General features: G+C 36.6%; 18 protein-coding genes. All 18 read left to right on the top strand.

Going from position 1 to position 24,788, the window contains the following annotated elements; translation table 11 throughout:
* The first annotated feature begins 62 nt into the window (after window positions 1–62).
* Window positions 63–947 carry a hemolysin family protein gene (locus tag BLV53_RS01220; protein WP_090295969.1) on the top strand — a complete coding sequence of 295 codons (885 nt, stop codon included), beginning with the start codon at window positions 63–65 and terminating at the stop codon, window positions 945–947.
* Between the two features lie 58 nt (window positions 948–1,005).
* Window positions 1,006–1,734: a YebC/PmpR family DNA-binding transcriptional regulator gene (locus BLV53_RS01215; protein WP_090295966.1), complete on the top strand. Its 729-nt coding sequence runs from the start codon at window positions 1,006–1,008 to the stop codon at window positions 1,732–1,734.
* Between the two features lie 70 nt (window positions 1,735–1,804).
* Window positions 1,805–3,253, top strand: a complete 1,449-nt coding sequence (locus BLV53_RS01210) for a glycogen synthase (RefSeq protein WP_090295962.1) — start codon at window positions 1,805–1,807, stop codon at window positions 3,251–3,253.
* Between the two features lie 77 nt (window positions 3,254–3,330).
* Window positions 3,331–6,108: a DNA translocase FtsK gene (locus tag BLV53_RS01205; protein WP_242879016.1), complete on the top strand. Its 2,778-nt coding sequence runs from the start codon at window positions 3,331–3,333 to the stop codon at window positions 6,106–6,108.
* A 17-nt stretch (window positions 6,109–6,125) separates the two neighbouring features.
* Window positions 6,126–7,796: a formate--tetrahydrofolate ligase gene (locus BLV53_RS01200; RefSeq protein ID WP_090295960.1), complete on the top strand. Its 1,671-nt coding sequence runs from the start codon at window positions 6,126–6,128 to the stop codon at window positions 7,794–7,796.
* A gap of 21 nt (window positions 7,797–7,817) precedes the next feature.
* Window positions 7,818–8,978 carry a chitobiase/beta-hexosaminidase C-terminal domain-containing protein gene (locus tag BLV53_RS01195; protein WP_090295957.1) on the top strand — a complete coding sequence of 387 codons (1,161 nt, stop codon included), beginning with the start codon at window positions 7,818–7,820 and terminating at the stop codon, window positions 8,976–8,978.
* A 229-nt stretch (window positions 8,979–9,207) separates the two neighbouring features.
* The gene (rlmH, locus tag BLV53_RS01190; protein ID WP_090295955.1) at window positions 9,208–9,687 is read left to right on the top strand and encodes a 23S rRNA (pseudouridine(1915)-N(3))-methyltransferase RlmH; all 480 of its coding nucleotides are present in this window, start codon (window positions 9,208–9,210) and stop codon (window positions 9,685–9,687) included.
* Window positions 9,688–9,705: 18 nt separating this feature from the next.
* Window positions 9,706–11,010 carry a pyrimidine-nucleoside phosphorylase gene (locus BLV53_RS01185; protein ID WP_090295952.1) on the top strand — a complete coding sequence of 435 codons (1,305 nt, stop codon included), beginning with the start codon at window positions 9,706–9,708 and terminating at the stop codon, window positions 11,008–11,010.
* 1 nt (window position 11,011) lies between these two features.
* Window positions 11,012–11,998 (top strand): PhoH family protein, encoded by a 987-nt coding sequence (locus BLV53_RS01180; protein ID WP_090295950.1) that lies wholly within the window; start codon window positions 11,012–11,014, stop codon window positions 11,996–11,998.
* A gap of 5 nt (window positions 11,999–12,003) precedes the next feature.
* A complete protein-coding gene (locus tag BLV53_RS01175; protein ID WP_090295946.1) occupies window positions 12,004–13,197 on the top strand; it encodes a hypothetical protein in 1,194 nt (397 codons plus the stop codon).
* On the top strand, window positions 13,194–13,691 hold the full coding sequence (gene ybeY, locus BLV53_RS01170) for an rRNA maturation RNase YbeY (protein WP_090295942.1): 498 nt from the start codon (window positions 13,194–13,196) through the stop codon (window positions 13,689–13,691). Before BLV53_RS01175 ends, ybeY begins: the two co-directional genes overlap by 4 nt.
* Window positions 13,692–13,710: 19 nt before the next feature.
* Window positions 13,711–14,853 carry a DUF3048 domain-containing protein gene (locus BLV53_RS01165; RefSeq protein WP_090295939.1) on the top strand — a complete coding sequence of 381 codons (1,143 nt, stop codon included), beginning with the start codon at window positions 13,711–13,713 and terminating at the stop codon, window positions 14,851–14,853.
* Between the two features lie 7 nt (window positions 14,854–14,860).
* On the top strand, window positions 14,861–16,546 hold the full coding sequence (locus BLV53_RS01160; RefSeq protein ID WP_090295937.1) for a putative polysaccharide biosynthesis protein: 1,686 nt from the start codon (window positions 14,861–14,863) through the stop codon (window positions 16,544–16,546).
* Between the two features lie 5 nt (window positions 16,547–16,551).
* On the top strand, window positions 16,552–17,763 hold the full coding sequence (locus tag BLV53_RS01155) for an aminoacetone oxidase family FAD-binding enzyme (RefSeq protein ID WP_090295934.1): 1,212 nt from the start codon (window positions 16,552–16,554) through the stop codon (window positions 17,761–17,763).
* Entirely contained in the window at window positions 17,764–19,359 is a 1,596-nt protein-coding gene (locus BLV53_RS01150) for an NAD(P)/FAD-dependent oxidoreductase (RefSeq protein ID WP_090295932.1), read from the top strand.
* A 36-nt stretch (window positions 19,360–19,395) separates the two neighbouring features.
* Window positions 19,396–21,987: a DNA mismatch repair protein MutS gene (gene mutS, locus BLV53_RS01145; protein ID WP_090296727.1), complete on the top strand. Its 2,592-nt coding sequence runs from the start codon at window positions 19,396–19,398 to the stop codon at window positions 21,985–21,987.
* Window positions 21,987–23,849, top strand: coding sequence for a DNA mismatch repair endonuclease MutL (gene mutL / locus BLV53_RS01140; protein ID WP_090295929.1), 1,863 nt, complete (start codon window positions 21,987–21,989; stop codon window positions 23,847–23,849). Before mutS ends, mutL begins: the two co-directional genes overlap by 1 nt.
* Window positions 23,849–24,787, top strand: a complete 939-nt coding sequence (miaA, locus tag BLV53_RS01135; RefSeq protein WP_090295925.1) for a tRNA (adenosine(37)-N6)-dimethylallyltransferase MiaA — start codon at window positions 23,849–23,851, stop codon at window positions 24,785–24,787. Before mutL ends, miaA begins: the two co-directional genes overlap by 1 nt.
* Window position 24,788: the final 1 nt, after the last annotated feature.

Here is a 24,788-nt window from a genome sequence, read left to right as displayed (position 1 = left end):
TTTTTTGTGTAATATGGTAAAATAATACTGTGTTGTTTTGTGTAAAATGAAAGGAGAGACATATGGAAGATGGGTCCAGTCCCTATATTTTAATTGGCTTTTTAATCGTTTTAGCATTAGTAGAGCTAGTAGCTCTCATTATTTATTACAGAAAATCAAAACAGGAAAACGTCACGGAAGAGGATGTTATTTCTCTTGTGAATGAAGGCCATGAGGATGGCAATATTCTAGCCTCAGAAGCTGCAATGATTCAAAATATCTTTGAATTCTCTGATACAAATGTAAAAGATATAATGACTCATAGAAAAAACATTGTTGCTATCGATGGTGAAATGTCATTGAGAGAAGCAATTTCATTTATTAATGATAACAACATGAGTCGATATCCCGTTTACTTGGAGGAACTTGATAATATTATTGGAATCCTTCATATCAAAGATATTTTAACCTATTATGATAAGGATATTGATTGTATCAGGGTGAAAGATTTATCAGATGTTCTTTCTGTTGCAGAATTTGTTCCTGAGACTCATGGGATTAACACTTTATTTGCAAAGATGCAATCCAAAAAGAGACATATGGTCATTGTTATGGATGAGTATGGCCAGGTTTCAGGTTTATTATCCCTGGAAGATATTTTGGAAGAAATAGTAGGCAATATCGAGGATGAACATGATGAAGACGATTCTTCCATCGAAATCCGTACAGAAGACTCCTTCATGATGGATGGAAGTACCACCTTAGAGGAAGTAGAAGAAATGCTTGGTATGAAGCTTTCTGAAGACTATGAAACCTTAAATGGATATCTTATTTCGTTACTTGGAAAAATTCCTGAGGATGGGGCTGCGTTTAAACTTGAGGATGATAATTTCACCTATTATGTGAAAAATGTGGCAGAAAAGGTTATCGGACAGGTATATGTTCGTAAGAAAAGGCACGTTGAATAACATACTGTTATTTGATATAATTTTGTGAGATTTATGTAGAAAAGAGGTAAATAATTATATGTCAGGACATTCAAAGTTCGCTAATATTAAGCACAAAAAAGAGAAGAATGATGCTGCAAAAGGAAAGATTTTTACAATAATTGGTCGTGAGATTGCTGTAGCAGTTAAAGAGGGCGGTCCAGACCCTAACAATAACTCTAAGCTTCGTGATGTTATCGCAAAGGCTAAAGCAAACAACGTTCCTAATGCTACAATTGAAAGTGGTATCAAGAAGGCTGCTGGTAATGCTGATGCTGTAAATTACGAATCTGTTACATACGAAGGATATGGTCCAAATGGTACAGCTATTATCGTAGATTGTCTTACAGATAACCGTAATCGTACAGCTGCAAACGTTCGTAATGCGTTCACAAAGGGTGGCGGAAGCATCGGTACTCCAGGCTGTGTATCATTTATGTTTGATAATAGAGGACAGATTATCGTTTCTAAAGAGGAATGCTCTATGGAAGCTGATGATTTGATGATGATTGCACTTGACGCAGGTGCAGAAGATTTCTCTGAAGAAGAAGACTGCTTCGAAATTTATACTACTCCAGAGGATTTCTCTAAGGTTAGAGAAACACTTGAGGCTGAGAATATTCCTATGGCTGATGCTGAGGTTACAATGATTCCTCAGACATATGTAGAGCTCACAGATGAGCAGGATCTTTACAAAATCAACAAGATTCTTGATTTACTTGATGAAGATGATGATGTACAGAATGTATATCATAACTGGGATGAGTAATATCCTAATTTAAGTTATATTGTATTTGGACTAATAATAAAGACTAAATTAATCGAGGGGTTATAAGATTATGAATAAAATACTGTTTGCTTCTAGCGAATGTGTGCCATTTGTAAAGACTGGCGGTTTAGCTGACGTAGTTGGTGCATTACCTAAGGAATTTTGTAAGGATTATTTTGATGTAAGAGTAGTTCTTCCTTACTATACCTTTATTCCTGAGAAATACAAAAAAGATTTTAGATACCTTACCAGTTTCCAAATGAATATGGGACCACTTGTTGGTACCAAATATGTAGGTGTTTTTGAATATGAATTTGATGGTGTTACTTTCTACTTCATAGACAATCATGAGTATTTTGATTGCTTCTATCCATACTCAGAGGATAGATGGGACCTTGAAAAGTTTATTTTCTTTGATAAAGCTGTACTTTCAATGCTTCCACTTATTGGATTCCAGCCTAATTTAATTCACTGTCATGATTGGCAGACTGGATTTATACCTGTATATCTTAAGACAGATTTTCAGGGAGACCAGTTCTTCTGGGGCATGAAGTCTGTTATGACTATTCACAACCTAAAGTTCCAGGGGTTGTGGGATACAAAAACTGTTGCAGGCATATCAGGTCTTCCAGTAGATTTATTCACTCCTGATAAACTTGAATACAAGAAGTGTGGAAACATGCTTAAGGGTGGTTTGGTTTATGCTGACTATATAACCACAGTTTCAGAAAATTACTGTGATGAAATCCAGACACCATATTATGGCGAAGGTCTTGATGGTTTACTTAGAGCTCGTCACTACGATATGCAGGGTATTGTAAACGGTATTGATAATAATGTTTACAATCCAGCTACTGACACAAAGATTTACAAAAATTATGATGTAAATAATTTTCGTAAAAATAAAAAAATCAACAAAACCAGACTTCAGCAGGAACTTGGTTTGGAAGTAGATTCAAAGAAATATATGATTGGTCTTATTTCTCGTCTTACAGATCAAAAGGGATTAGACCTTATCAATTACTGCATAGAAGGCATTGTTGATGATTTCACACAGCTAGTTGTAATCGGTACGGGTGAATCTAAATATGAAAACATGTTTAGACACTATGCATGGAAATATCCAGAAAAGATTTCAGCAAATATCAGCTATGATGACGCTATGGCTCATAGATTATATGCTGCTGCAGATGCTTTTCTTATGCCATCTAGATTTGAGCCATGTGGTTTAACGCAGCTTATTTCATTTAGATATGGAACTGTTCCAATTGTACGTGAAACAGGTGGTCTTAAAGATACAGTTGAAGCTTTTAACGAGTACATGAAAACTGGTGATGGCTTCTCATTCGCTAATTACAATGGCGATGAGCTACTTAACACTGTAAATTACAGTAAATTTGTATTCTTTGATAAAAAGAGTCAATGGAATAAAATGGTTGAAAGAGGAATGAACAAGAATTATTCTTGGGCAGTCCAAAAAGAAAAATACGAAAATATTTATAATTATTTGATCGGTTAGATTTAAAATGCAGGAAAGAGAATAGTTTTGTCTATTCTCTTTCTTGATGAAATTTAATGTGGTAATGAGGTTATAATTTGGCAACAACAAAAGGGAAGAATAGTTCTAAAAAGCAATCTAATACCAGGTCTGGAAGCCATAGTGGCACTAAAAAGGCCTCTACAAGAGCTAAAACTACCAAAACAACAACTAGAACAAGAGCTAAGAAAGAGGAATATGATTACGAAGATCCATTTTTTGAGGATTCTTCTAAAGAAATCTTTCTTTGGGCTTCTATTGCAGCATGTATTTTGCTATGCATCAGCAATTTTGGACTAGGTGGAGTCGCTGGCAATGCTGTTGCAGATTTCCTATTTGGTGTATTTGGTGTTATCCAATTTTTATTGCCATTTATGGTGGCTTTTTCAGCTTTCTTTATAATTTCAAACTATGGTAGCAAGGTTGCAGTTGCAAAAGTAGTAGCTGGCTTTGTTTTACTTCTTTTTCTCAGCACGTTTATAGAGCTGATTATGCATGGACAGGATATCCTCGCGCCGCTTGATGCCTTTCAGTACGCAAAAGAAAACCACTTTGGTGGTGGTCTTATTGGTGGTGCTATTGTATTTGGCATATATGACAGTTTTGGTCTGTTTGGCGCTTATCTTATAGATTTAATTATTGTAATTGTTTGTACTATTATTATTTTAGAGAGATTTGCCTTTGATAAGGTTCAGCAATCTTCCAGAATCCACGCTGATAGGGCTGCCTATAAGCGTAGAGAAAGAAGAGAGCGCATGATGCTTGAAAGAGAAGCCAGTCAAACACGCTATAATGCGGATAGACAGGCTATTATAGATAAAATACAACAAGACAAGGAGCTTGAATTAGAACAGCTCCAGATGGCTGAAGGAAATCGTCGTGACAGAAAACGTACTGGTATTACATCAAATACCACTCTTGTTCCAGAGGGCAATATTGTCACAGAAAGTACTGATGGATTAAATGAAATCAGATTTAATCTGGCTGATGGTGAGGAATCTATGGAGATTACAAAATCCAGCCGTCATAGATTAAAATCAGGCCAAAAGAAATCTAGAAGCATACATTCATTTGGAGCTTCTTTTGAAAATAATATTGAAAATCCTTCAGAAGAAAAAATAGAAGTAATAGAGCCTAAGGAACAAATTTCAGCTGCACCTGTTTTCAATACGCCTCCTGTAATTAACACTCCAGAAGTCAAAGAACCTGTGAGTGTTTCGGAGCCAATTAAAGAAGAACCTGTGGTAGAAGAGCCGGCAAAGAAAAACTCTTCAACTGCCTCTAAATCAAAGGAAGAAGATTTTGAAAAAACAACAGAGTCTTTGCGTAAATCAATTGATTCTGAACAGAAGAAGCCTAAAAAGGCTTATAAATATCCACCACTTACGCTTCTTAAGGATGCTAAAAGCAATGGCGGAGATTCAAAGGAATATTTGCAGGAAAAGGCAGAGACACTTCAGCGTACGTTGAGTAACTTTGGTGTCCAGGCCACTGTTACAGAGGTAACACTTGGTCCATCTGTAACCCGTTTTGAAATTGCTATAGCGGAAGGTACAAGAGTATCAAAGGTTGTTAATCTTTCAGATGATTTAAAGCTTAATATGGCTGTTACTGACCTTCGTATTGAAGCTCCAATCCCTGGAAAATCAGCAATTGGTATTGAAATTCCTAACAAAACAAAGATGATGGTAGGATTTAAGGAGCTTGTTTCCTCCAAAGAATTTAAAGCTGCTAAATCAAAGATTTCATTCTGTGTTGGTAAGGATATTTCTGGAAGTGTTATCGTTGGAAATATCGAAAAGATGCCACATATGCTTATAGCGGGTGCTACAGGTTCAGGTAAGTCTGTATGCATCAACACCATTATTATGAGTATTTTGTATCATGCTAATCCTGAAGAGGTTAAAATGATAATGGTTGATCCAAAGATGGTTGAGCTTTCTGTATATAATGGTATTCCACATCTGCTTCTACCTGTTATAACAGATCCAAAGAAAGCTGCAGGTGCACTTCATTGGGCTGTTAAAGAGATGACAGACAGATATGAGTTGATGAAATCAGCAGGTGTTCGTAACCTTGAAGGTTTTAATGAAAAAGTTGCAAATGGCAATTTATCCGATGCTGTACCTGAAGAAAAACGTGTTCGAATGAATCAGATAGTAATCATCCTTGATGAGGTGGCTGATCTTATGATGGTTGCCGCCGCAGATGTTGAGGATTCTATTGTACGTTTGGCACAGCTTGCCAGAGCAGCCGGTATACATCTTATTATTGCGACTCAAAAGCCTACAGTTAATGTTATTACAGGTTTGATTAAAGCGAATGTGCCATCAAGAATTGCTTTTTCAGTTTCAAGTGCAAATGATTCCCGTGTCATTCTTGATATGAATGGTGCAGAGGATTTGCTTGGTAACGGTGATATGTTATATGCTCCGCAAAATCTTTCTAAACCAATTAGAGTTCAGGGAGCATTTGTTAGTGATGATGAGGTTAGTGCTGTTGTTGAATTCCTTAAAAACAACAATGAGGAATCAGAATATGATTCCCGCATAGAAGAACAAATTCAAAACTCTGAGGCTAGTTCCGGTGCTGTTTCTATTTCTGGCGAGCCAGATAATTCTAGAGACCAGCTATTTGAAGAAGCGGGACGTCTTGTTATAGAAAATCAAAAAGGTTCTATTGGCTACCTTCAGCGAAACTTTAGGATTGGCTTTAATAGAGCGGCAAGAATTATGGATCAGCTTGCGGAAGCAGGTGTGGTAGGTCCTGAAATGGGAACAAAACCACGTGAAATCCGTATGTCTATCTCAGAGTTTGAAGAACTAATAAATGCATAGTAAGAGGAGTTTTGTTAATGAAGTCAGACATTCAAATCGCACAGGAAGCACAAATGATTCACATTAAGGATGTTGCTGCGTCCTTGGGTATTGTTGAGGACGATTTAGAGCTTTATGGAAAATATAAAGCAAAGTTCTCTGATGAGCTTTTAAGCAAAATCGAAAATAACAAAAATGGAAAGCTTGTGCTTGTAACTGCAATCAATCCAACACCAGCTGGTGAAGGAAAAACTACTACCTCCGTAGGTCTTGGACAGGCAATGGGTGTCCTTGGAAAAAAAGCATGTCTAGCACTTAGAGAGCCATCTTTAGGTCCTTGCTTTGGTATCAAGGGTGGTGCTGCTGGTGGTGGATATGCACAGGTTGTACCTATGGAAGATTTAAATCTTCATTTTACTGGAGATTTCCATGCTATTACATCTGCAAATAATTTGCTTGCTGCAATGCTCGACAATCATATTCAGCAGGGAAATGCTTTAGGAATTGATCCTCGTCAGATAGTATGGAAGAGATGTCTCGACATGAATGACAGAGCTCTTAGAAATATTGTTGTAGGTCTTGGTTCGAAAATGGACGGAATGGTTCGTGAGGATCATTTTGTTATCACAGTTGCTTCTGAAATTATGGCAATACTCTGTCTTGCAGACGATATGCATGATTTAAAGAAACGTCTTGGGCGCATTATCGTAGCATATTCATTTGATGGTAAACCAGTTACTGCAGATGATTTACAGGCTACAGGTGCTATGGCAGCTCTTTTAAAGGATGCATTAAAGCCAAACCTTATACAGACACTTGAGCATACTCCTGCAATAGTTCATGGTGGACCATTTGCAAATATTGCTCATGGATGTAACTCAGTAAGAGCTACAAAAGCTGCAATGAAGCTCGCTGATATTACAATTACAGAAGCTGGCTTTGGTGCTGACCTTGGAGCAGAGAAATTCTTTGATATCAAATGTAGAATGGCAGGCCTAACACCTGATGCGGTTGTGCTTGTTGCTACAATTCGTGCTCTTAAATACAATGGTGGTGTTCCAAAGGCTGAGCTTACAGCAGAAAATCTTGATGCTTTAAAGAAAGGTATTGTCAACCTTGAAAAGCATATAGAAAATCTTCAGAAGTATGGTGTTCCAGTTGTTGTAACACTTAATTCTTTTGTAACAGATACTCAGGCAGAGACAGATTATGTTAGAGAATTTTGTCAGGCCAGAGGCTGTGAATTCGCTCTTTCAGAAGTTTGGGAGAAGGGCGGTGAAGGCGGCGTCGAGCTTGCCAAGAGTGTGTTAGATGTTCTTGAAAATAAAGAGTCTAACTTTAAGCCTCTTTATGAGGACTCACTTTCTCTAAAAGATAAGATTAATACTGTTGCTACAGAAATCTATGGTGCAAATGGAGTAACTTACTCTGCAGCTGCATTAAAGGAACTTAAGAGAATAGAAGAACTCGGCTTTGGTAACTTCCCAGTATGTATGGCAAAGACTCAGTATTCTTTATCGGATGATCAAAATAAACTTGGTAGACCAACTGATTTTGATATAAACGTTCGCGAGGTATACGTTTCTGCAGGAGCAGGTTTTGTTGTTGCTGTAACAGGAAGTATTATGACAATGCCAGGATTACCAAAGCAGCCTGCTGCAAATAATATCGATGTTACTGACGATGGAGTTATAACAGGTTTATTCTAAAAAATAACAGGACAATTCAAAATGAAATGTAAAAATTGTGGAGCTGAAATTGAATCAGGATACGTGTACTGCCCATCTTGTGGGGAGTCTATTCAGCTTGTTCCAAATTACAACGTTTTAGAAGAAGAATTGTTATTTAAAGTTGTAGAAGACAAAGATAAGCAAAAGGATGATCGCTTTGCTACAGGAGTATACAAACCTGTAGCAAAGCCTCAAACTACCACAAAAAATGATAAAAATCATGTAACATGTGATTCGAATCCTATCATAAGAAATAAGGATTTTCTAAAAAAGATAGTTGCATTTTTAATTATTGTGATTTTTGGAATGATGGTTATTATTCCGTATTTTGGCAGTCATTCTTATGATACCCTTATGAATAAAGCGGTTGAGGCTGAAGCCAACGAACAATATGCTAAAGCTTTGGGGTTCTATGAGGATGCCTATGATATTGACAATTCATCCTTTGAAGTTATTTATGGTTTGGGCAGAATGTATTATCAGGTGAAAGAATATGATAAAGCAGAAGAATTTCTTTCATTGGCATTAGAAATAGAACCTAAGAATAAAAATATTTATTCGGCATTAATTGAATGTTATAAAAAGCTTGATGATTCAGAAAGCATACGTGCTCTTTATGAATCTGCACCAAATGATGATATCGCTGCTTTATTTAATGATATTGTCACTGTGGCGCCTGAGTTTAGTGAACCTGGTGGCGAGTATGAAGATATGGTAATGCTAGAACTCAGTGTTTCTAACGATAATCAGATTTTTTATACAACAAATGGGAAAAATCCTACCACCTCCGGAAAGCTATTTACAAAACCTATTAAGCTTACTGAAGGGACAACAGAGGTTAAAGCGGTAGCACTTAATTCCAAGGGAGAATATTCTGATGTAGTAAGTGAAGTCTATACTATTAAGGCTGTTACACTAAGTATGCCGATTGTCACACCTGAGCCTGCTACATTCAATGAACAGGTTAGCATAAGTATCGCTGTGCCTATGGGGTGTGAAGCATACTATAGTTGGGATGGTACCAATCCAGTTGATGGAGGAATTAGATATACAGATCCATTTCCTGTATTAAATGGGGCATCTGTCCTAACTGTTGTAATTAAGGACAGTAAGGGAAATGTGAGCCCATTATTCAGAGGAGAATATATATATACTCCGTAAAGTTCACATTTTTTTCACAGTATACTCGTCATTTGAACATATTTTATTAGTATGATTACATCATCTCTTTAAGAGATACATTTTTCATAACATTATTCTCCCTTTTAAAAGGCACGTCACCGCAGGCGTGCCTTTTTAGCGTCAAAAAATATTTTGTACTCATACTAAATATATGGGTAAACTGCGGATTCTATTGTTATATTCCACTAAATGTACTAAAATAGAGAGCATGAATATTAAGATTTTATGCGTTGGTAAGATCAAGGAAAAGTTCTATAGAGATGCCATTGATGAATACTTAAAACGACTCTCAAAATATGCCAGTGTAAGTGTAATAGAGGTTTCTGATGAGAAGACCTCTGAAAATGCCTCAGACACTGAAATTGATATTGTAAAACAAAAAGAAGGAGAGCGTATTTTTAAGCACATAAACGAACGTGATTTTGTTGTTGCTCTTGTAATTCTTGGAAAGCAGATGGATTCAGTGTCTTTCTCAAAATATATCGAGAATTTAGGAATTTCTGGGAGAAGCACCATAGATTTTGTAATAGGTGGTTCTCTTGGATTGTCAGATGATATTTTAAAAAGGGCTGACTTTCAAATCTCGTTTTCAAAGATGACTTTTCCACATCAGCTTATGCGAGTAGTTCTTCTGGAGCAGATATACAGAGGTATGCGTATTATGAAAAATGAACCATATCATAAATGATTATGCGAGGTGATTACTATGAGAATGTACGATTTAATTGAAAAGAAAAAACTTGGGGAAGAGTTATCAACAGAAGAGATTTATCACATCATAAACGGATATACTCATGATGAAATACCAGATTACCAGATTTCTGCACTTTTAATGGCCATTTATTTTAATGGAATGAATGTAAGAGAACGCTACGACCTTACAATGGCTATGCGTGATTCAGGGGATATTCTTGATCTTTCCTCAATCGATGGAGTAAAAATTGACAAGCACTCAACTGGAGGTGTAGGAGATAAGGTTACTTTAGTTCTTGGCCCCATTATTGCGTCCATTGGTGTTCCTGTAGCTAAAATGAGCGGAAGAGGCCTTGGCCATACAGGCGGAACTATTGATAAGCTTGAAGCATTTCCTGGTTTTAACGGAGCCCTTTCAGAGGAAGCTTTCATTAATCAGGTTAATTCCATCAAAATCGCTGTCACTGGACAGTCTAAGAATTTAGCTCCTGCAGATAAAAAATTGTATGCACTTAGAGATGTTACAGCTACTGTAGATGAGATATCTCTTATCACAGGTTCTATCATGTCTAAAAAGCTTGCTGCTGGCACAGATGCTATCGTTTTGGATGTTACAGTAGGAGATGGCGCTTTCATGAAAAATAAGGAGTCAGCCCTTGAACTTGCAAAATCAATGGTAGATATTGGAAAACGTGCTGATAAGAAAATCGCAGCGGTTCTCACAAACATGGACGAGCCTCTTGGTTTTGCAGTAGGTAATAATCTTGAAGTTATCGAAGCTATCAATGCTTTAAAGGGAAATGGTCCTGAAGATTTAATGGAAGTAGTATTTGAGCTTGGTTCTCAAATGATTGTATTTTCAGGAATTGAAACAGATAAGGCAAAGGCAAAAGAGCTTATGAAAAAAGCCATTGAATCTGGAGCAGCCTTTGATAAATTCGTTCAGTTTATAGAAGCTCAAGGTGGTGATGCATCCTTTGCCAGGGATATCAATAAGTTCGCCCCAGCAAAGCATATTGTGCCTCTTTTAGCTGAAAGTGATGGTTATGTTCACGCTATTAAAGCAGAAGCTATAGGACTTGCATCTATGTCTTTAGGTGGTGGAAGAGAAACTTTTGATGATGTGATTGATATGGCAGTTGGTGTCGTATTAAATAAAAAAGTTGGTGATGAAATTAAAAAGGGTGAGCCAATTTGCTTCATACATGCTAATGATGAATCAAAAATTGCTTACGCTAGTGATATGATTAGAAAGGCTACATCAATTCAACCAGAAAAATGTAATCACATGGATCTGATTATTGATATTGTAGAATAAAATGAGTGAGTTTTCGTTAAATATCAGCATTCCTTCAGAACACATTGACAATATATTTGGTCAATTTGATCGCAATATAAAGACTATCGAAAAAGGGATGGGAATCTCATTTATCCTAAGAGATGATGAGATTAAACTTATCGGTGAAAAAAACAATACAGAGCATACTAAAATCATCATAGATGAGCTTGTAGCTCTTTCTGAAAAAGGAAATACTATTACAACTCAGGATGTAAATTACGTTATGTCAATTGAAAAAGAAAAGCTGGAAAGTCATGATGTATCAGAGGCACGAGGCGAGATAATCTGTCATACTACAACAGGAAAGCCAGTGGCTCCAAAGACTTTGGGACAGAAAAAATATGTTGATGCTATATCTGATAATATGATTGTTTTTGGAGTTGGACCTGCAGGTACTGGCAAGACATATCTTGCCATGGCAAAGGCTATTACAGCTTTCAAAAACGAGGAAGTATCCAGAATTATTTTGACCAGACCTGCTATTGAAGCTGGTGAAAAGCTTGGATTCTTGCCAGGTGATTTACAAAGTAAGGTTGATCCATATTTAAGACCTTTGTACGATGCGCTTTACCAGATTATGGGGGCAGAGGCATTTCAAAGGAATATGGAAAAAGGACTTATTGAAGTAGCACCACTTGCCTATATGAGAGGACGTACCCTTGATAATTCTTTTATTATCCTTGATGAGGCACAAAACACCACGCCTGCGCAGATGAAGATGTTCCTTACCAGAATTGGATTTGGTTCAAAAGCTGTAATAACTGGTGACCAGACACAAAAGGATTTACCAAATGGCCAAAAATCAGGTCTTGATGATGCTATGAAGGTTTTAAAGAATATTGAGGATATTAAAATTTGTACCTTAGATTCAAAAGATGTTGTTAGACATCCTCTTGTGCAAAAGATTGTTAATGCTTACGAGACACATGAGAAAAAACTAGAAAATAAAAGCAAAAGGGCAAAATAACTAATATGAAATACACCAATAGATTATCCTCGATTAGAATTGGTTATTCTGCTGGAATGGCATTGATTTTTGCAGTTGCCAATACACTTATGTGTTTATTTAATGGTGTATTATTTGATAAATACATATTTGTAGCTGCTATCAATATTTATTTCTTCTCGTTGTTTTTGTTATTGGTTATCAGGAAACGACGTGAGGGAACCCTTCCAGAATTTAATTACACCACATATGGTAAGATTACATTTATTGTTCTGCTTTGTTGGATTATAACTTTCACATTTGCCCTGTTTGCACCGGATTTTTTTGCCCCTTTTATTCTTATACCAATAATTTGTAGCACAGTTTTTGATGATAGTATCACAAATCTTTTAGGATTATACTTTGTGATAATTTCAGCTCTTTGCTTAGATTTCAATATTTTCATGGTTTTGTGCTATATATGTATGATTGCCTTTGGCAATGTTTTAGCAATCTTTTTCAAAAATAAAGAAGGCATTGAGAGACTATATACATTAATACTTATATTTGCTGGTACTACACTTGTATCTACTATTTTTTATTATCTTAATTATTTGGAGATTTCTACTTTAGTTTTCGTGTATGCATTTATTGAAGGAGTGATTTCAGTAGTTATTACTGTAGGAATTGTGCCTTTATATCATAAATACGTACAGGAATCCCAGATAGTAAGATACGATGATTTGTTGAATCCAGAATATAGTCTTGTTCAGGATATTAGAAACTTTTCTTTTATTGAATACCAACATGCCAGTAGGGTTTCTATACTTTCTCGTAAATGCGCAGAGGCTATAAATTTAAATGCTTCATTAGCTGCATGTGCTGGATTCTATTATCGACTTGGTATAATCGAGGGTGAACCAATGATAGATAATGCCCTAAAAATTGCAAACGATTATTGTTTTCCATCGGATGTGATTCAGATTTTAGCCGAATATGGGGCTATTCTTAATTTACCTAGCTCAAAAGAATCGGCTATTGTTCATATGGTTGACTCTGTAGTGACAAAAGTAGAGTTGTTTGATTCAGATTCTATGAGTAGTTCTTGGAATCAAAATATGGTTATATATCAAACTATTAATGAATTATCACAAAAAGGGTATTATGATAATTCAGGTCTTACTATGAACCAATGTTTGATTATCAGAGAAATATTAGCTAATGAGGATATATTAGGATGACAGTTTTTATAGAAAGCGAATGCGATTTTAAATTTGATTTTGATCATGAAAAAATAGCAAATGATGTTATAAATGCCGCAATGGATTTATTAGAATTTCCCTTTGAGGCAGAAGTTAGCATTACAATTACTGATAACGATGGAATTCAAGCCATCAATAAGGAGTTTCGTGATATAGATTCACCTACCGATGTTCTTTCATTTCCTATGATTGATTATGAAGAGGCAGGTAATTTTGATCATATCGAGGCTTCTGATGATTTATTTAATCCTGAGACAGGAGAAGTAATTCTTGGAGATATTGTATTAAATGTACCACGTATTTATTCACAGGCTGAAGAGTACGGTCATTCTGTTCTTCGAGAGTATGCTTTTCTTATAGCCCATAGTATGTTACATTTATTTGGGTTTGATCACATGACTGAAGAAGATGCTTCAGTTATGGAAGAAAAACAAAGGGAGATACTTGATTATTTAGGTATATCCCGAGATTAATGAAAAGGAGAGTTAGTCTATGAAAAAGCGCTTAGTAGCTACCATGCTGGTTCTTACAATGGCTATGTCACTTATGGCTTGTGGAAAAAAAGACAGCGAAATTGAAGAAAACCCTACTACTGTAGAGGAAGGAGATTTATCTGAAACTGAAGAAATTGAAGCAGAAGCAGTTGATAGTTTTGCTGCATTCTTTGATCAAAAATCAGAAGATGGAAAAGTTAGAAGCTATTTAACAGGTGAATGGGTAGATGAGAAATATGGTAGACAACGTCCAGTCGCTGTTATGATTGAAAACACAAAAGCATGCCTTCCACAATATGGTATTGGAAATGCCGGCGTAATTTATGAGTGCGTTGTAGAAGGTGGCATCACACGTATGATGGCAATCTTTGATGATTATACAGGCCTTGATCAGATTGGTAATGTTCGTAGCTCACGTCCTTATTATGTATATTTTGCCAGCGAATATGATGCTGTTTATATGCATGCAGGAGGAAACCCAGCAGCATTTGAGCTTATTGATGGTGGTTTGGTTCAAAATCTTAATGCCCTTAAGCTTGAAGGAAAGAAGGGTAGTGCTGCAACTTATCGTACAGGTAAGTCAGAGCATACACTTTATACAAACTCGCAGGGTATTGAAATAGGCCTTGAGAAGATGGGTTATGATATGTCACTTCCATCGAACTATCAGCCACATTTCAAGTTTGCAGCTAATGGTAATACTCTCGATAATGGTACTGACTGCCAGGCAATTCAGATGTATTACTATACAAACAAGCCATATTGGGTATATAATCCAGATGATGGTTTATACTATAGATATGAGTTTAATCAGAAACAGGTTGATGCTGTTTCTGGAAAGCAGCTTACAGCAAAGAATATCATCATTCAGGATGTTGATTGGTGGACATATGCAGGTTCACAGTATTTAGGATATTATCTTTCACATAATACTGGCACTGGTAAATACATCACAAATGGAAAAATGGTAGATATCACATGGTCTAAAGATGGAGACTCAGATGTCACTCATTACTACACCTCAAATGGTGAGGAAATCCAGCTTAATGTAGGTACAACTTGGATTCAGGCATCACAGCAGGAATATTCAGGCGAGACTCAGTTCTATGCCAACAAATCAGATTTTAGTAAGGCAAATTAATTAGAATATGACGACTAGAAGGAACAAACGTAGCGATACTAAATTCCTTATGCAGGGAAGTATCCTTGCAATGGCATCAATTATCAGCCGTATTGTGGGACTTATTTATAGAGTCCCACTTACGGCTACTATTGGTAAAACAGGAAATGACTACTATGGTACCGCGTATGAAATTTACAATATAATATTACTTATTTCTTCCTACAGTATACCGCTTGCAGTTTCTAAGCTGGTATCTGCCAGAATGGCTAAAGGGCACGTAAAGGACGCAAGCAAGGTTTTGCACGGAGCCCTTCTTTTTGCGTTTATTACAGGTGGCACAGCATCACTTGTAGTTTTCTTTGGGGCTGAATTTTTTACAGGAACACTTCTCAAAACACCTCTTTCTGCTATTGCGCTTAAGGTTTTAGCACCAACACTTCTTGTTGTTGCAATACTTGGAGTACTTCGAGGTTTCTTCCAAGGCCTTGGCACCATGATTCCAAGTGCGATTTCTCAAATAGGAGAGCAGATTGTTAATGCAATAGTTTCAGTTGTAGCTGCAACTATTCTTTTCAATTATGGTAAAAGAGTAGGTGGTGTTCTGGGCAATGTAAAGAATTATGCTGCAGCATATGGAGCAGCTGGAGGTACCCTTGGTACATCAACTGGTGCGGCTTTTGCCCTTTTATTTATTTTGTTTATTTATTTTGTCTTTAGAAAACCATTTAAGAAAATGATTAAAAAAGACAGACACAAGCATTTTGAAGGATATAATGATATTATGTCCGCATTGATTTTGACTATTATTCCAGTACTTTTAAGTACAACGGTTTATAATATTAGCTCTATTATTGACCAGGGTATTTTCAAAAACCTTGCTTTAGTTCAAGGCTATGAAGCGGCTACCACAAGTGAGCTTTGGGGCGTATTCACAGGTCAGTATAAGGTCTTAATTAACGTACCTTTAGCAATATCTTCAGCAATGGCTGCATCTACAGTTCCTAGTTTGACTGCGGCTTTTCATGCGGAGGATGGAGAGCTTGTTAAAAAGCAAATCAATATGGCAAATAGATTTGTAATGGTTATAGCATTCCCTTGCTGTGTAGGCATGATGGTACTTGCCTCTCCTATAATGCAGCTTCTTTTTAATGACCCAGAAGAATCATCAGCATTAATGCTTATGATTGGTGGATGTTCAATTATTTTTTATTCATTATCCACTCTTTCAAATGGTATTCTTCAGGGCATAGATCAGATGACAGTGCCTGTAAAAAATGCTATTGTAGCATTATTTGCACATGTTATACTTTTATTTGTTTTGATGGAAGCTTGTGATTTGCATATTTACGCTGTTATTATTGCAAATGCATTTTATGCTTTGCTTATGTGCTTTTTAAATCAATCAGCAGTTCTGCGATATTCAGGTGCAAGAATCGACTTAAAAAAAGTGCTACTTGCTCCATTTGAATCGAGTGCTCTTATGGGACTTGTTGTATATCTTATTTACAAAATGCTATTTGGTGTTATCTCTATTAGTGCATCAGGTAGAATAGCAAATACGATTGCATGTATCGTGGCTATTTTCGTAGGTGTAATTGTTTACTTTGTCTCTATGTTTTTATTTAGAGGTATTGATGAAGAAACCCTACTTAAATTCCCAGGTGGTAAAAAACTTAGCAACATCGCATATCGCTTACATTTGTTGAGGTAATTTCTATGTCAGATAATGAAAAAACTTACGACCTTTGTATAGTTGGTGCAGGATTTTCAGGACTTGTTCTTGCAATTAAGCTTGCAAGAGCAGGTCTTAATGTGTGTTTAGCGGAACTAAACAGAGTAGTAGGACGCAGAATTCTTTCCACAGGCAATGGTAGATGTAATTTTACAAATAGCCGAATGGGGTCAGAGTATTATTACAGTGATTATCCTCTTGATTTTATAGGAGATAATCATGAAGAACTTGAAGATTTTCTTAGGGATATAGGAGTCATTAACAGGGCTTTAGATGGATATTATTATCCAATCACCAACCAGGCTAAGACTGTTAGAGAAGCTCTTGAAAATGAAGTGAATGCACTAGGTATTGATGTTTTCCTTGATAATAGAGTTAAAGATATCCTTAAAGGTGATGTTTTTACTGTTGTGACCCATAGAATGGAAATAAAAGCTAAAAGGGTTTGCGTAGCTTCAGGTGGACTTTCTGCTGCAACACTTGGTTCGTCAAAATTTGGTTATAAAATGGCTACCAAATATGGAATGACTGTCACCAGGCTTGCGCCAGCTTTAGTAGGCACTGTGTCTTCAGATATTAATCTAAAGGAGTTATCCGGGGTTAGAGCATTAGGAAAAGTTACCTACAAATTTCATTCCTGCCAAGGGGAAATTCAATTTAACAAAGATGGTGTTTCAGGCTATCCTGTTATGTGTATTAGTCGTTTTATTGGATTGGATGAGCTCAACAAATCGCTTGGAAGTCTAGAAATTGATTTTGTAGACTTCTTAAATGAGGAAGAGCTTAAAAATGAACTAAAAAAACGCTTTGCCCATAATGAAGATGCTACTATACTTAGTTCTTTAAATGGTATTGCCAATGAAAAGGTTATTGAACTCATTGTTAGCCTTTCTAGAATATATGGTGATACCAGGGTATCAAAGCTTGACGAAGAAGATATTGATAATCTTGTATACAATTTCAAGCATTTTATTGTTTCTTTAAAAGGAACCAAGGGCTTTGATAACTCACAGGTAACAGCAGGTGGCGTGGATTTAGCAGGAATAGATTTAGATACTATGGAATCTAAATCTACTAAGGGATTATATTTTATTGGTGAAGTTCTTGACGTAGATGGAATTTGTGGCGGTTACAATCTCACTTGGGCTTACACCAGCGCGGCAAAAGCCGCTAATGCAATTATAAGAGAGGTATAAATGATAAAAATCGATCAGCTGAAGTTACATGTATCAGCAGAAGATAATCAAATAAAAAATAACATAGCAAAAAAGCTTAGGATTCAGCCTTCTGATATAAAGGATTATGAGATCTTAAAGCGTTCAATAGATGCCAGAAAAAAGCCAGAATTATTCTTTGTATATTCGGTGGCAGTTTCCATTGATAAGTCCTTAGAGCAAAAAGTACTTAAGAAGGCATTAAAGGATAACAACATTAATGCTTATAATCCAAAAAATTATAGCATTCCAAGCTTTCAAGGAATAAATGCCAATGAATCCAGGCCAATAGTTATAGGAGCAGGTCCCGCAGGACTTTTTGCTTCATATATTTTTGCTTTGAATAATATGGCACCAGTTGTTTTTGAACGTGGAAAAAAGGTTGATGATAGAACGTCAGACATTTTAAAGTTTTGGGAGACAGGTGTCCTTGATACTTCTTCAAATGTTCAGTTTGGAGAGGGTGGAGCTGGTACATTTTCTGATGGCAAGCTCAACACTCTTGTAAATGATAAGCAAGGCCGTAATAAGTTTGTTCTTGAAACATTTGTAAAATTTGGAGCACCTTCAAATATTTTATATGACAACAAGCCACACATTGGAACTGATATTTTAAAGCGGGTCATAGCAAATATGCGTGATGAAATTATCCGCCTTGGTGGAGAGTTTCATTTTGAATGTCAGGTCACTGATTTTGCTATAGAAGCAGGTGCTATTAAAGGTGTCGTAGCAGGTGGTGATACATATTACTCAGATAGAGTTGTTCTTTCTATTGGCCATAGCGCAAGAGATACCTTTAAAACTTTATACGATTTGGGCTTTAACATGGAAGCTAAGGATTTTGCTGTTGGTTTTAGAATTGAACATCCTCAGGCTATGATTTCAGAATCTATGTATGGGCCTAAATTTGATGAACTTGAGCCGGCACCATATAAGCTTGCAACCAATCTTTTAAATGGCAGAGGCGTATATTCTTTTTGTATGTGCCCTGGTGGTTTCGTGGTTAATTCTTCTTCAGAAGAAAACAGACTCGTTGTAAATGGTATGAGTTATTCAAAACGAGACAGCCACAATGCAAACAGTGCTATTGTAGTTTCAGTTGGTGCTAATGAATTTGATAAATCAAATCCCCTTTCAGGAATTGAGTATCAAAGAAGTATCGAAGCAAAGGCATTTTCACTTTGTAATGGTAAAATTCCTCAACAGCTGTATGGAGATTTTAAGCTAGGCAAACTCTCTAATTCCTATGGAGATTTCACCTCAGAAACCAAGGGGAAGACAGCCTTTGGCATGCTTTCCGAAATATTTTCTCAGGAAATTAATCAATCGATTATTGACGCCATGGGGCAGTTTGGGGCTAAAATAAAGGGGTTTGATAGAGTAGATGCTATTCTTTCAGGTGTTGAAAGTAGAACATCTTCTCCAGTTAGAATAAATAGAAATGAGGCTTTCCAGTCTAATATCACAGGCCTTTTCCCTTGTGGTGAAGGTGCAGGCTATGCTGGTGGTATTACATCTGCGGCTATGGATGGAATGAAGGTTGCAGAGGCTGTAATTACAAGCCTTAAGGAAATATAGAATAGGTAGGATAGATTAGTGGCAGAATACACTCCAATGATGCAGGAGTATCTAAAAACAAAAGCAGAATACGAAGATTGTATTTTATTTTATAGATTAGGTGACTTCTATGAAATGTTTTTTGAGGATGCCAAAACAGCCTCAAGAGAGCTAGAACTCACTCTTACAGGCAAGGCCTGTGGAGCTGAGGAAAGGGCACCTATGTGTGGTGTACCATTTCATGCGGCAGATACATACATTAACAGGCTTGTGCAAAGAGGCTACAAGGTGGCTATTTGTGAGCAGGTAGAAGATCCAAAGGAAGCTAAAGGCCTTGTAAAAAGAGAAGTTATCAGAGTTGTTACCCCAGGTACAAATATTGATTCATTGGCACTTGATGAAGGTAGCAATAACTACATCATGTCTATAGTTTATAATCGTGGACTTTTTGGTGTTAGCACCTGCGATATTTCCACTGCAGATTTTTATCTCACAGAGGTGGATAGTATCAGAAAGCTGATTGATGAAATATATCGTTTTAGCCCAGCGGAGATTATATATTCAAAAACTATTTTTGAGTCAGGAATCGATATTTCAGAAATTTCTGCAAAGCTTGAAAGCTCATTATCACAGCTTGATGAATCATTTTATGATGATACTTTAAGTACCAGAGAAATACTTACACATTTCCATGCCCATTCCCTTGAAGGTCTTGGTCTGATAGATTTTCCAATCGGTAAGCTTTCAGCCGGAGGACTTCTTTTATATTTAAAGGAGACTCAAAAGACAGAGCTTGCTCATTTGACACATATCACACCATATACAAATGGCAAGTTTATGCTTCTTGACAATTCTACAAGACGAAATCTTGAGCTTACTGAAACAATGAGAGACAAGCAAAAGCGTGGTTCGCTACTTTGGGTTTTGGATAAAACCAAAACTGCAATGGGAGCCAGACAGCTAAAGCATTTCGTTGAGCAACCACTGATTTCTGTAGACGAGATTATCAAAAGACAGGATGCAATTGAAGAGCTTAATAACTCATTAATCGATAGAGAAGAGCTTAGAGAATATCTTTCATCTGTATATGATATGGAGCGATTGATTACAAAAATCACCTATCAATCGGCCAATCCTAGAGATTTAATCGCTTTCAAACAATCTATAGGAATGCTTAGCCCGATAAAAACAATTCTTACTACCTTCAAATGTCATCAAATTCAGGATATTGATAGCAATATTGATGATATGAAGGATTTATATAAGCTCATTGATGAAGCTATTGACGATGAACCACCTATTTCTTCGAGAGATGGAGATATTATAAAGTTGGGCTTCAACGAAGAAGTAGATAGACTTCGCTCAGCAAAAATAGATGGTAAGCAGTGGCTTGCTGATTTAGAAGCGAAAGAACGAGAAAAAACAGGGATTAAAAACCTGAAAATAAAATTTAATAAGGTGTTTGGTTTTTATTTAGAAGTGACCAATTCCTACAAGGATTTGGTTCCTGATTATTATGTTAGAAAACAGACACTTGCCAATGCAGAAAGATACTATACACCAGAATTAAAAGAACTTGAGGACAGTATCCTTGGAGCAGAGGACAGACTTAATACAATTGAGTATGAGTTCTTTAAAACAGTTCGAGATACAATCGCTGCTGCAGTTGATAGAATACAAATCACAGCAAAGGCCGTTGCACTACTTGATGCATTGATTTCTCTTGCTGTGGTAGCAGAAAAGAACCACTATATCAGACCTGTTATCAATAATCGTGGTGCAATAGATATCAAAGAGGGCCGTCATCCAGTTGTAGAGCAGATGATAGAGGCAAATCAATTCATTTCAAATGACTGCGAACTTGATTTAGATTCAAATACTATTGCAATCATTACTGGCCCTAATATGGCTGGTAAGTCTACATATATGCGTCAGGTTGCATTAATAGTGCTTATGGCACAGATTGGTAGCTTTGTTCCAGCTAGTGAGGCTACTATTGGTGTTGTAGATAGAATTTTTACACGTGTTGGTGCCTCTGATGATTTATCAACAGGTCAGTCTACATTCATGGTAGAGATGAATGAGGTGGCTAATATTCTTCATAATGCCACAAGTAAATCATTACTGATTCTTGATGAAATAGGTAGGGGTACATCCACATACGATGGACTTTCTATCGCATGGTCGGTTGTTGAGCATATTGCTTATCAGATAGGAGCAAAATCATTGTTTGCTACACACTATCATGAATTGACCGAGCTTGAAGGACAAATTAAAGGAGTTCACAATTATTGTATAGCCGTACAGGAGCTGGGCGAGGATATTATTTTCTTAAGAAAAATCATTCCAGGCGGTGCTGATCAAAGCTATGGTATTCAGGTAGCCAGACTGGCAGGTTTACCTGAGGAAGTTCTCACAAGAGCTCGAACCATCGTTAATTCCTTAAATGAAAATGATATAGCGGCTGTTTCCGATAGAATTGCTATTAGAGAGCAGGTCGAGGAAAAGCTTAGAGCCATTGAAGGTGTGAAAATTTCTGAAGATGAAGCAGAGATTATTGCAGGTCTTAAGAATCTTGAAGTTACAAAAATTACACCTTTAGAGGCCATGAACATTTTGTATGAGTATCATAATAAGGTTGCAGAATAATGGGAAAAATTAATTTACTTAGCCAGGAGACAATTGATAAAATCGCTGCAGGTGAGGTGGTTGAACGACCTGCATCTGTGGCGAAGGAGCTTATAGAAAACAGCATTGATGCTGGAGCTACAGCCATTTCAGTTGAAATAAGGGGTGGTGGTATTGAATATCTTAGAATAACTGATAATGGTTCTGGAATTGATAAAGACCAGATTCAAGTGGCATTTTTAAGGCATTCTACATCCAAAATTTCTACAGCTGATGATTTGGATAAGGTGCGTTCCCTTGGCTTTAGAGGTGAGGCTCTTTCATCTATATCAGCTGTCTCAAAGGTTGAGCTCATTACCAAAACAAAAGACAGCCTTTTAGGTGCCAGCTATATTATTGAGGGAGCAAAGGAAGTATCTCTCACAGATATAGGTGCCCCTAATGGTACTACCTTTATCGTTAGACAGCTGTTTTATAATACTCCTGCCAGAAAAAAGTTTTTAAAGTCTGAAAGTACAGAAGGAAGCTACGTTTTTGATGTGGTTGAGCATTTAGCTTTATCCCATCCAGAGATTTCCTTCAAATTCCTGTTGAATGGCAAAGAAAAGCTCATGACATCTGGAAATGGTGTGCTTTCAGATACAATTTATCAGATATATGGAAGACAGATTGCCTCTAATGTTTTAGATTTGGAGTATGAAGATGAAAAGGTTCGTATATACGGATTCATTGGCCAGTCGGTAATTGCAAGGGGAAATAGAGCCTTTGAACATTTCTTTGTAAATAACAGATATATCAAAAGTAACAGCCTATCAAGAGCATGCGAGGAAGGCTATTATGGCTTTTTAATGGGGCATCAATATCCATTTTTCGTTATTAATATCGCATTTGATGAGGGAGCTGTTGACGTCAATGTTCATCCTACTAAACAGGAGGTTCGTTTCGAGGATGAGCCATATGTATGTGAGCTTTTGACTAAAGCTATTAATAAAAGGCTCAGAAAACGAGAGGATGTTTTAGAGGCTCATGTGGAAGAACAGGTGGAAAAACCTGCTCCTATGACTATAGCAGAACATTCAATATCAAAGGAACCGGAGGTATCAACGGATGATGAAGTCATCCCACCGCCAAAACCGGTAGCTAAACCTAAGCTACCTGAACCATTTGAAAGAGACAGGTTAGAAAAAATACGTCAGAGTATTACTGCTCAGATTCATGCGGACACTCCTTATGAGAAAAAGTTTGAAGAGAAGAATAGGGGCGGTGAAAAATATGAGCAGATTTCATTTTTAGATAAAGAGGCTGTAAAAGAACATAAGATAATAGGTCAGGTTTTTGATACCTATTGGATTGTTGAATACGATAAAAACATGTATATCATTGACCAGCATGCAGCTCATGAAAAGGTCCTTTTCGAGAAGACTATGGCCAGACTAAAAAATAACGAGATGACTTCTCAGATGGTTAGTCCGCCTGTGATTATTTCATTGTCTACTCAAGATATTCTATTATTTGAAAACTACCGTGAAGCCTTTGAGCGATTGGGCTACAGGGTAGAATCCTTCGGAGGAAACGAGCTTGCCATTAATGGTGTTCCAGGCAATCTTTTAAATCTTGATCCCAAGACTTTCTTTTTAGAGGTACTTGCTGACTGTCAGTCCTACAAAGCCAGTGATTCCTTCGATATGATTGTGGAAAAGGTTGCATCTATGTCTTGTAAGGCTGCTGTTAAAGGCAATAATAAGCTTTCAATACCTGAAATAAAAACACTTATAGATGATTTATTAAAGCTTGAAAATCCATATCATTGTCCTCATGGCAGACCAACAATGATATCATTTTCCGAATACGAGCTTGGTAAAAAATTTAAAAGGATTATTTAATGAAAAAATTAGTTATTCTTACAGGCCCAACAGCAGTTGGTAAAACATCGTTATCTATTAATCTCGCCAAAGCAATTAATGGCGAGATTATTTCTGCAGATTGTATGCAGGTTTATAAGAAAATGGATATCGGAACTGCAAAAATTAGCACTGCAGAAATGGATGGTGTAACACATCATCTTATAGATGTCATCGAGCCAGAAGAAGAATTTCATGTAGTCAGATTTAAGGAAATGGCCTTAGAGGCTATGGAAAAAATTTATTCAAAAGGCAAAATTCCAATCATTTGTGGTGGTACAGGCTTTTATATACAGGCCCTCGTCTATGATATACAGTTTACAGACCAGGAAATTGACAAGGAATACAGACAATATCTTGAAGATTATGCTGATACAAATGGCAATGAAGCATTACATGAAATGCTAAAAGCTGTAGATGAGGAATCTGCTGAAAATATTCCTGCACCAAATCGTAAAAGGGTTATAAGGGCTTTGGAGTATTTCAAGCAAACAGGAGAAAAGTTTTCTGTTCATAACAACAGGGAAAAAGAACGAGTAAGCCCTTACAATTTTGCTTATTTTGTGTTAAATGACGATAGAAATTTACTATATAATCGCATCGATACAAGGGTTGATAAAATGTATGAGGCAGGTCTTGTAGATGAAGTAAAACAGCTTTTAACTGAAGGCTGTGCTCAAGGAATGACATCAATGGATGGAATCGGTTATAAAGAAATAATTTCATATTTGCAAGGTGAATATGATTTAAATACAGCATTAGAGCTAATAAAAAAGAATTCAAGAAATTATGCAAAACGTCAGCTTACATGGTTTAGACGAGAAAAAGAAGTTATATGGTTAGATAAGTCGATACTTAAATCTGACCAAGAGCTTCTAGATAAAATTATGGATTCGTTAAAAGAGAAAGGAATTATTTAAG

It is taken from the genome of Pseudobutyrivibrio sp. ACV-2, assembly GCF_900107545.1.
Lineage (GTDB): Bacteria > Bacillota > Clostridia > Lachnospirales > Lachnospiraceae > Pseudobutyrivibrio.
This window is presented reverse-complemented; position numbering and strand designations above follow the sequence as displayed.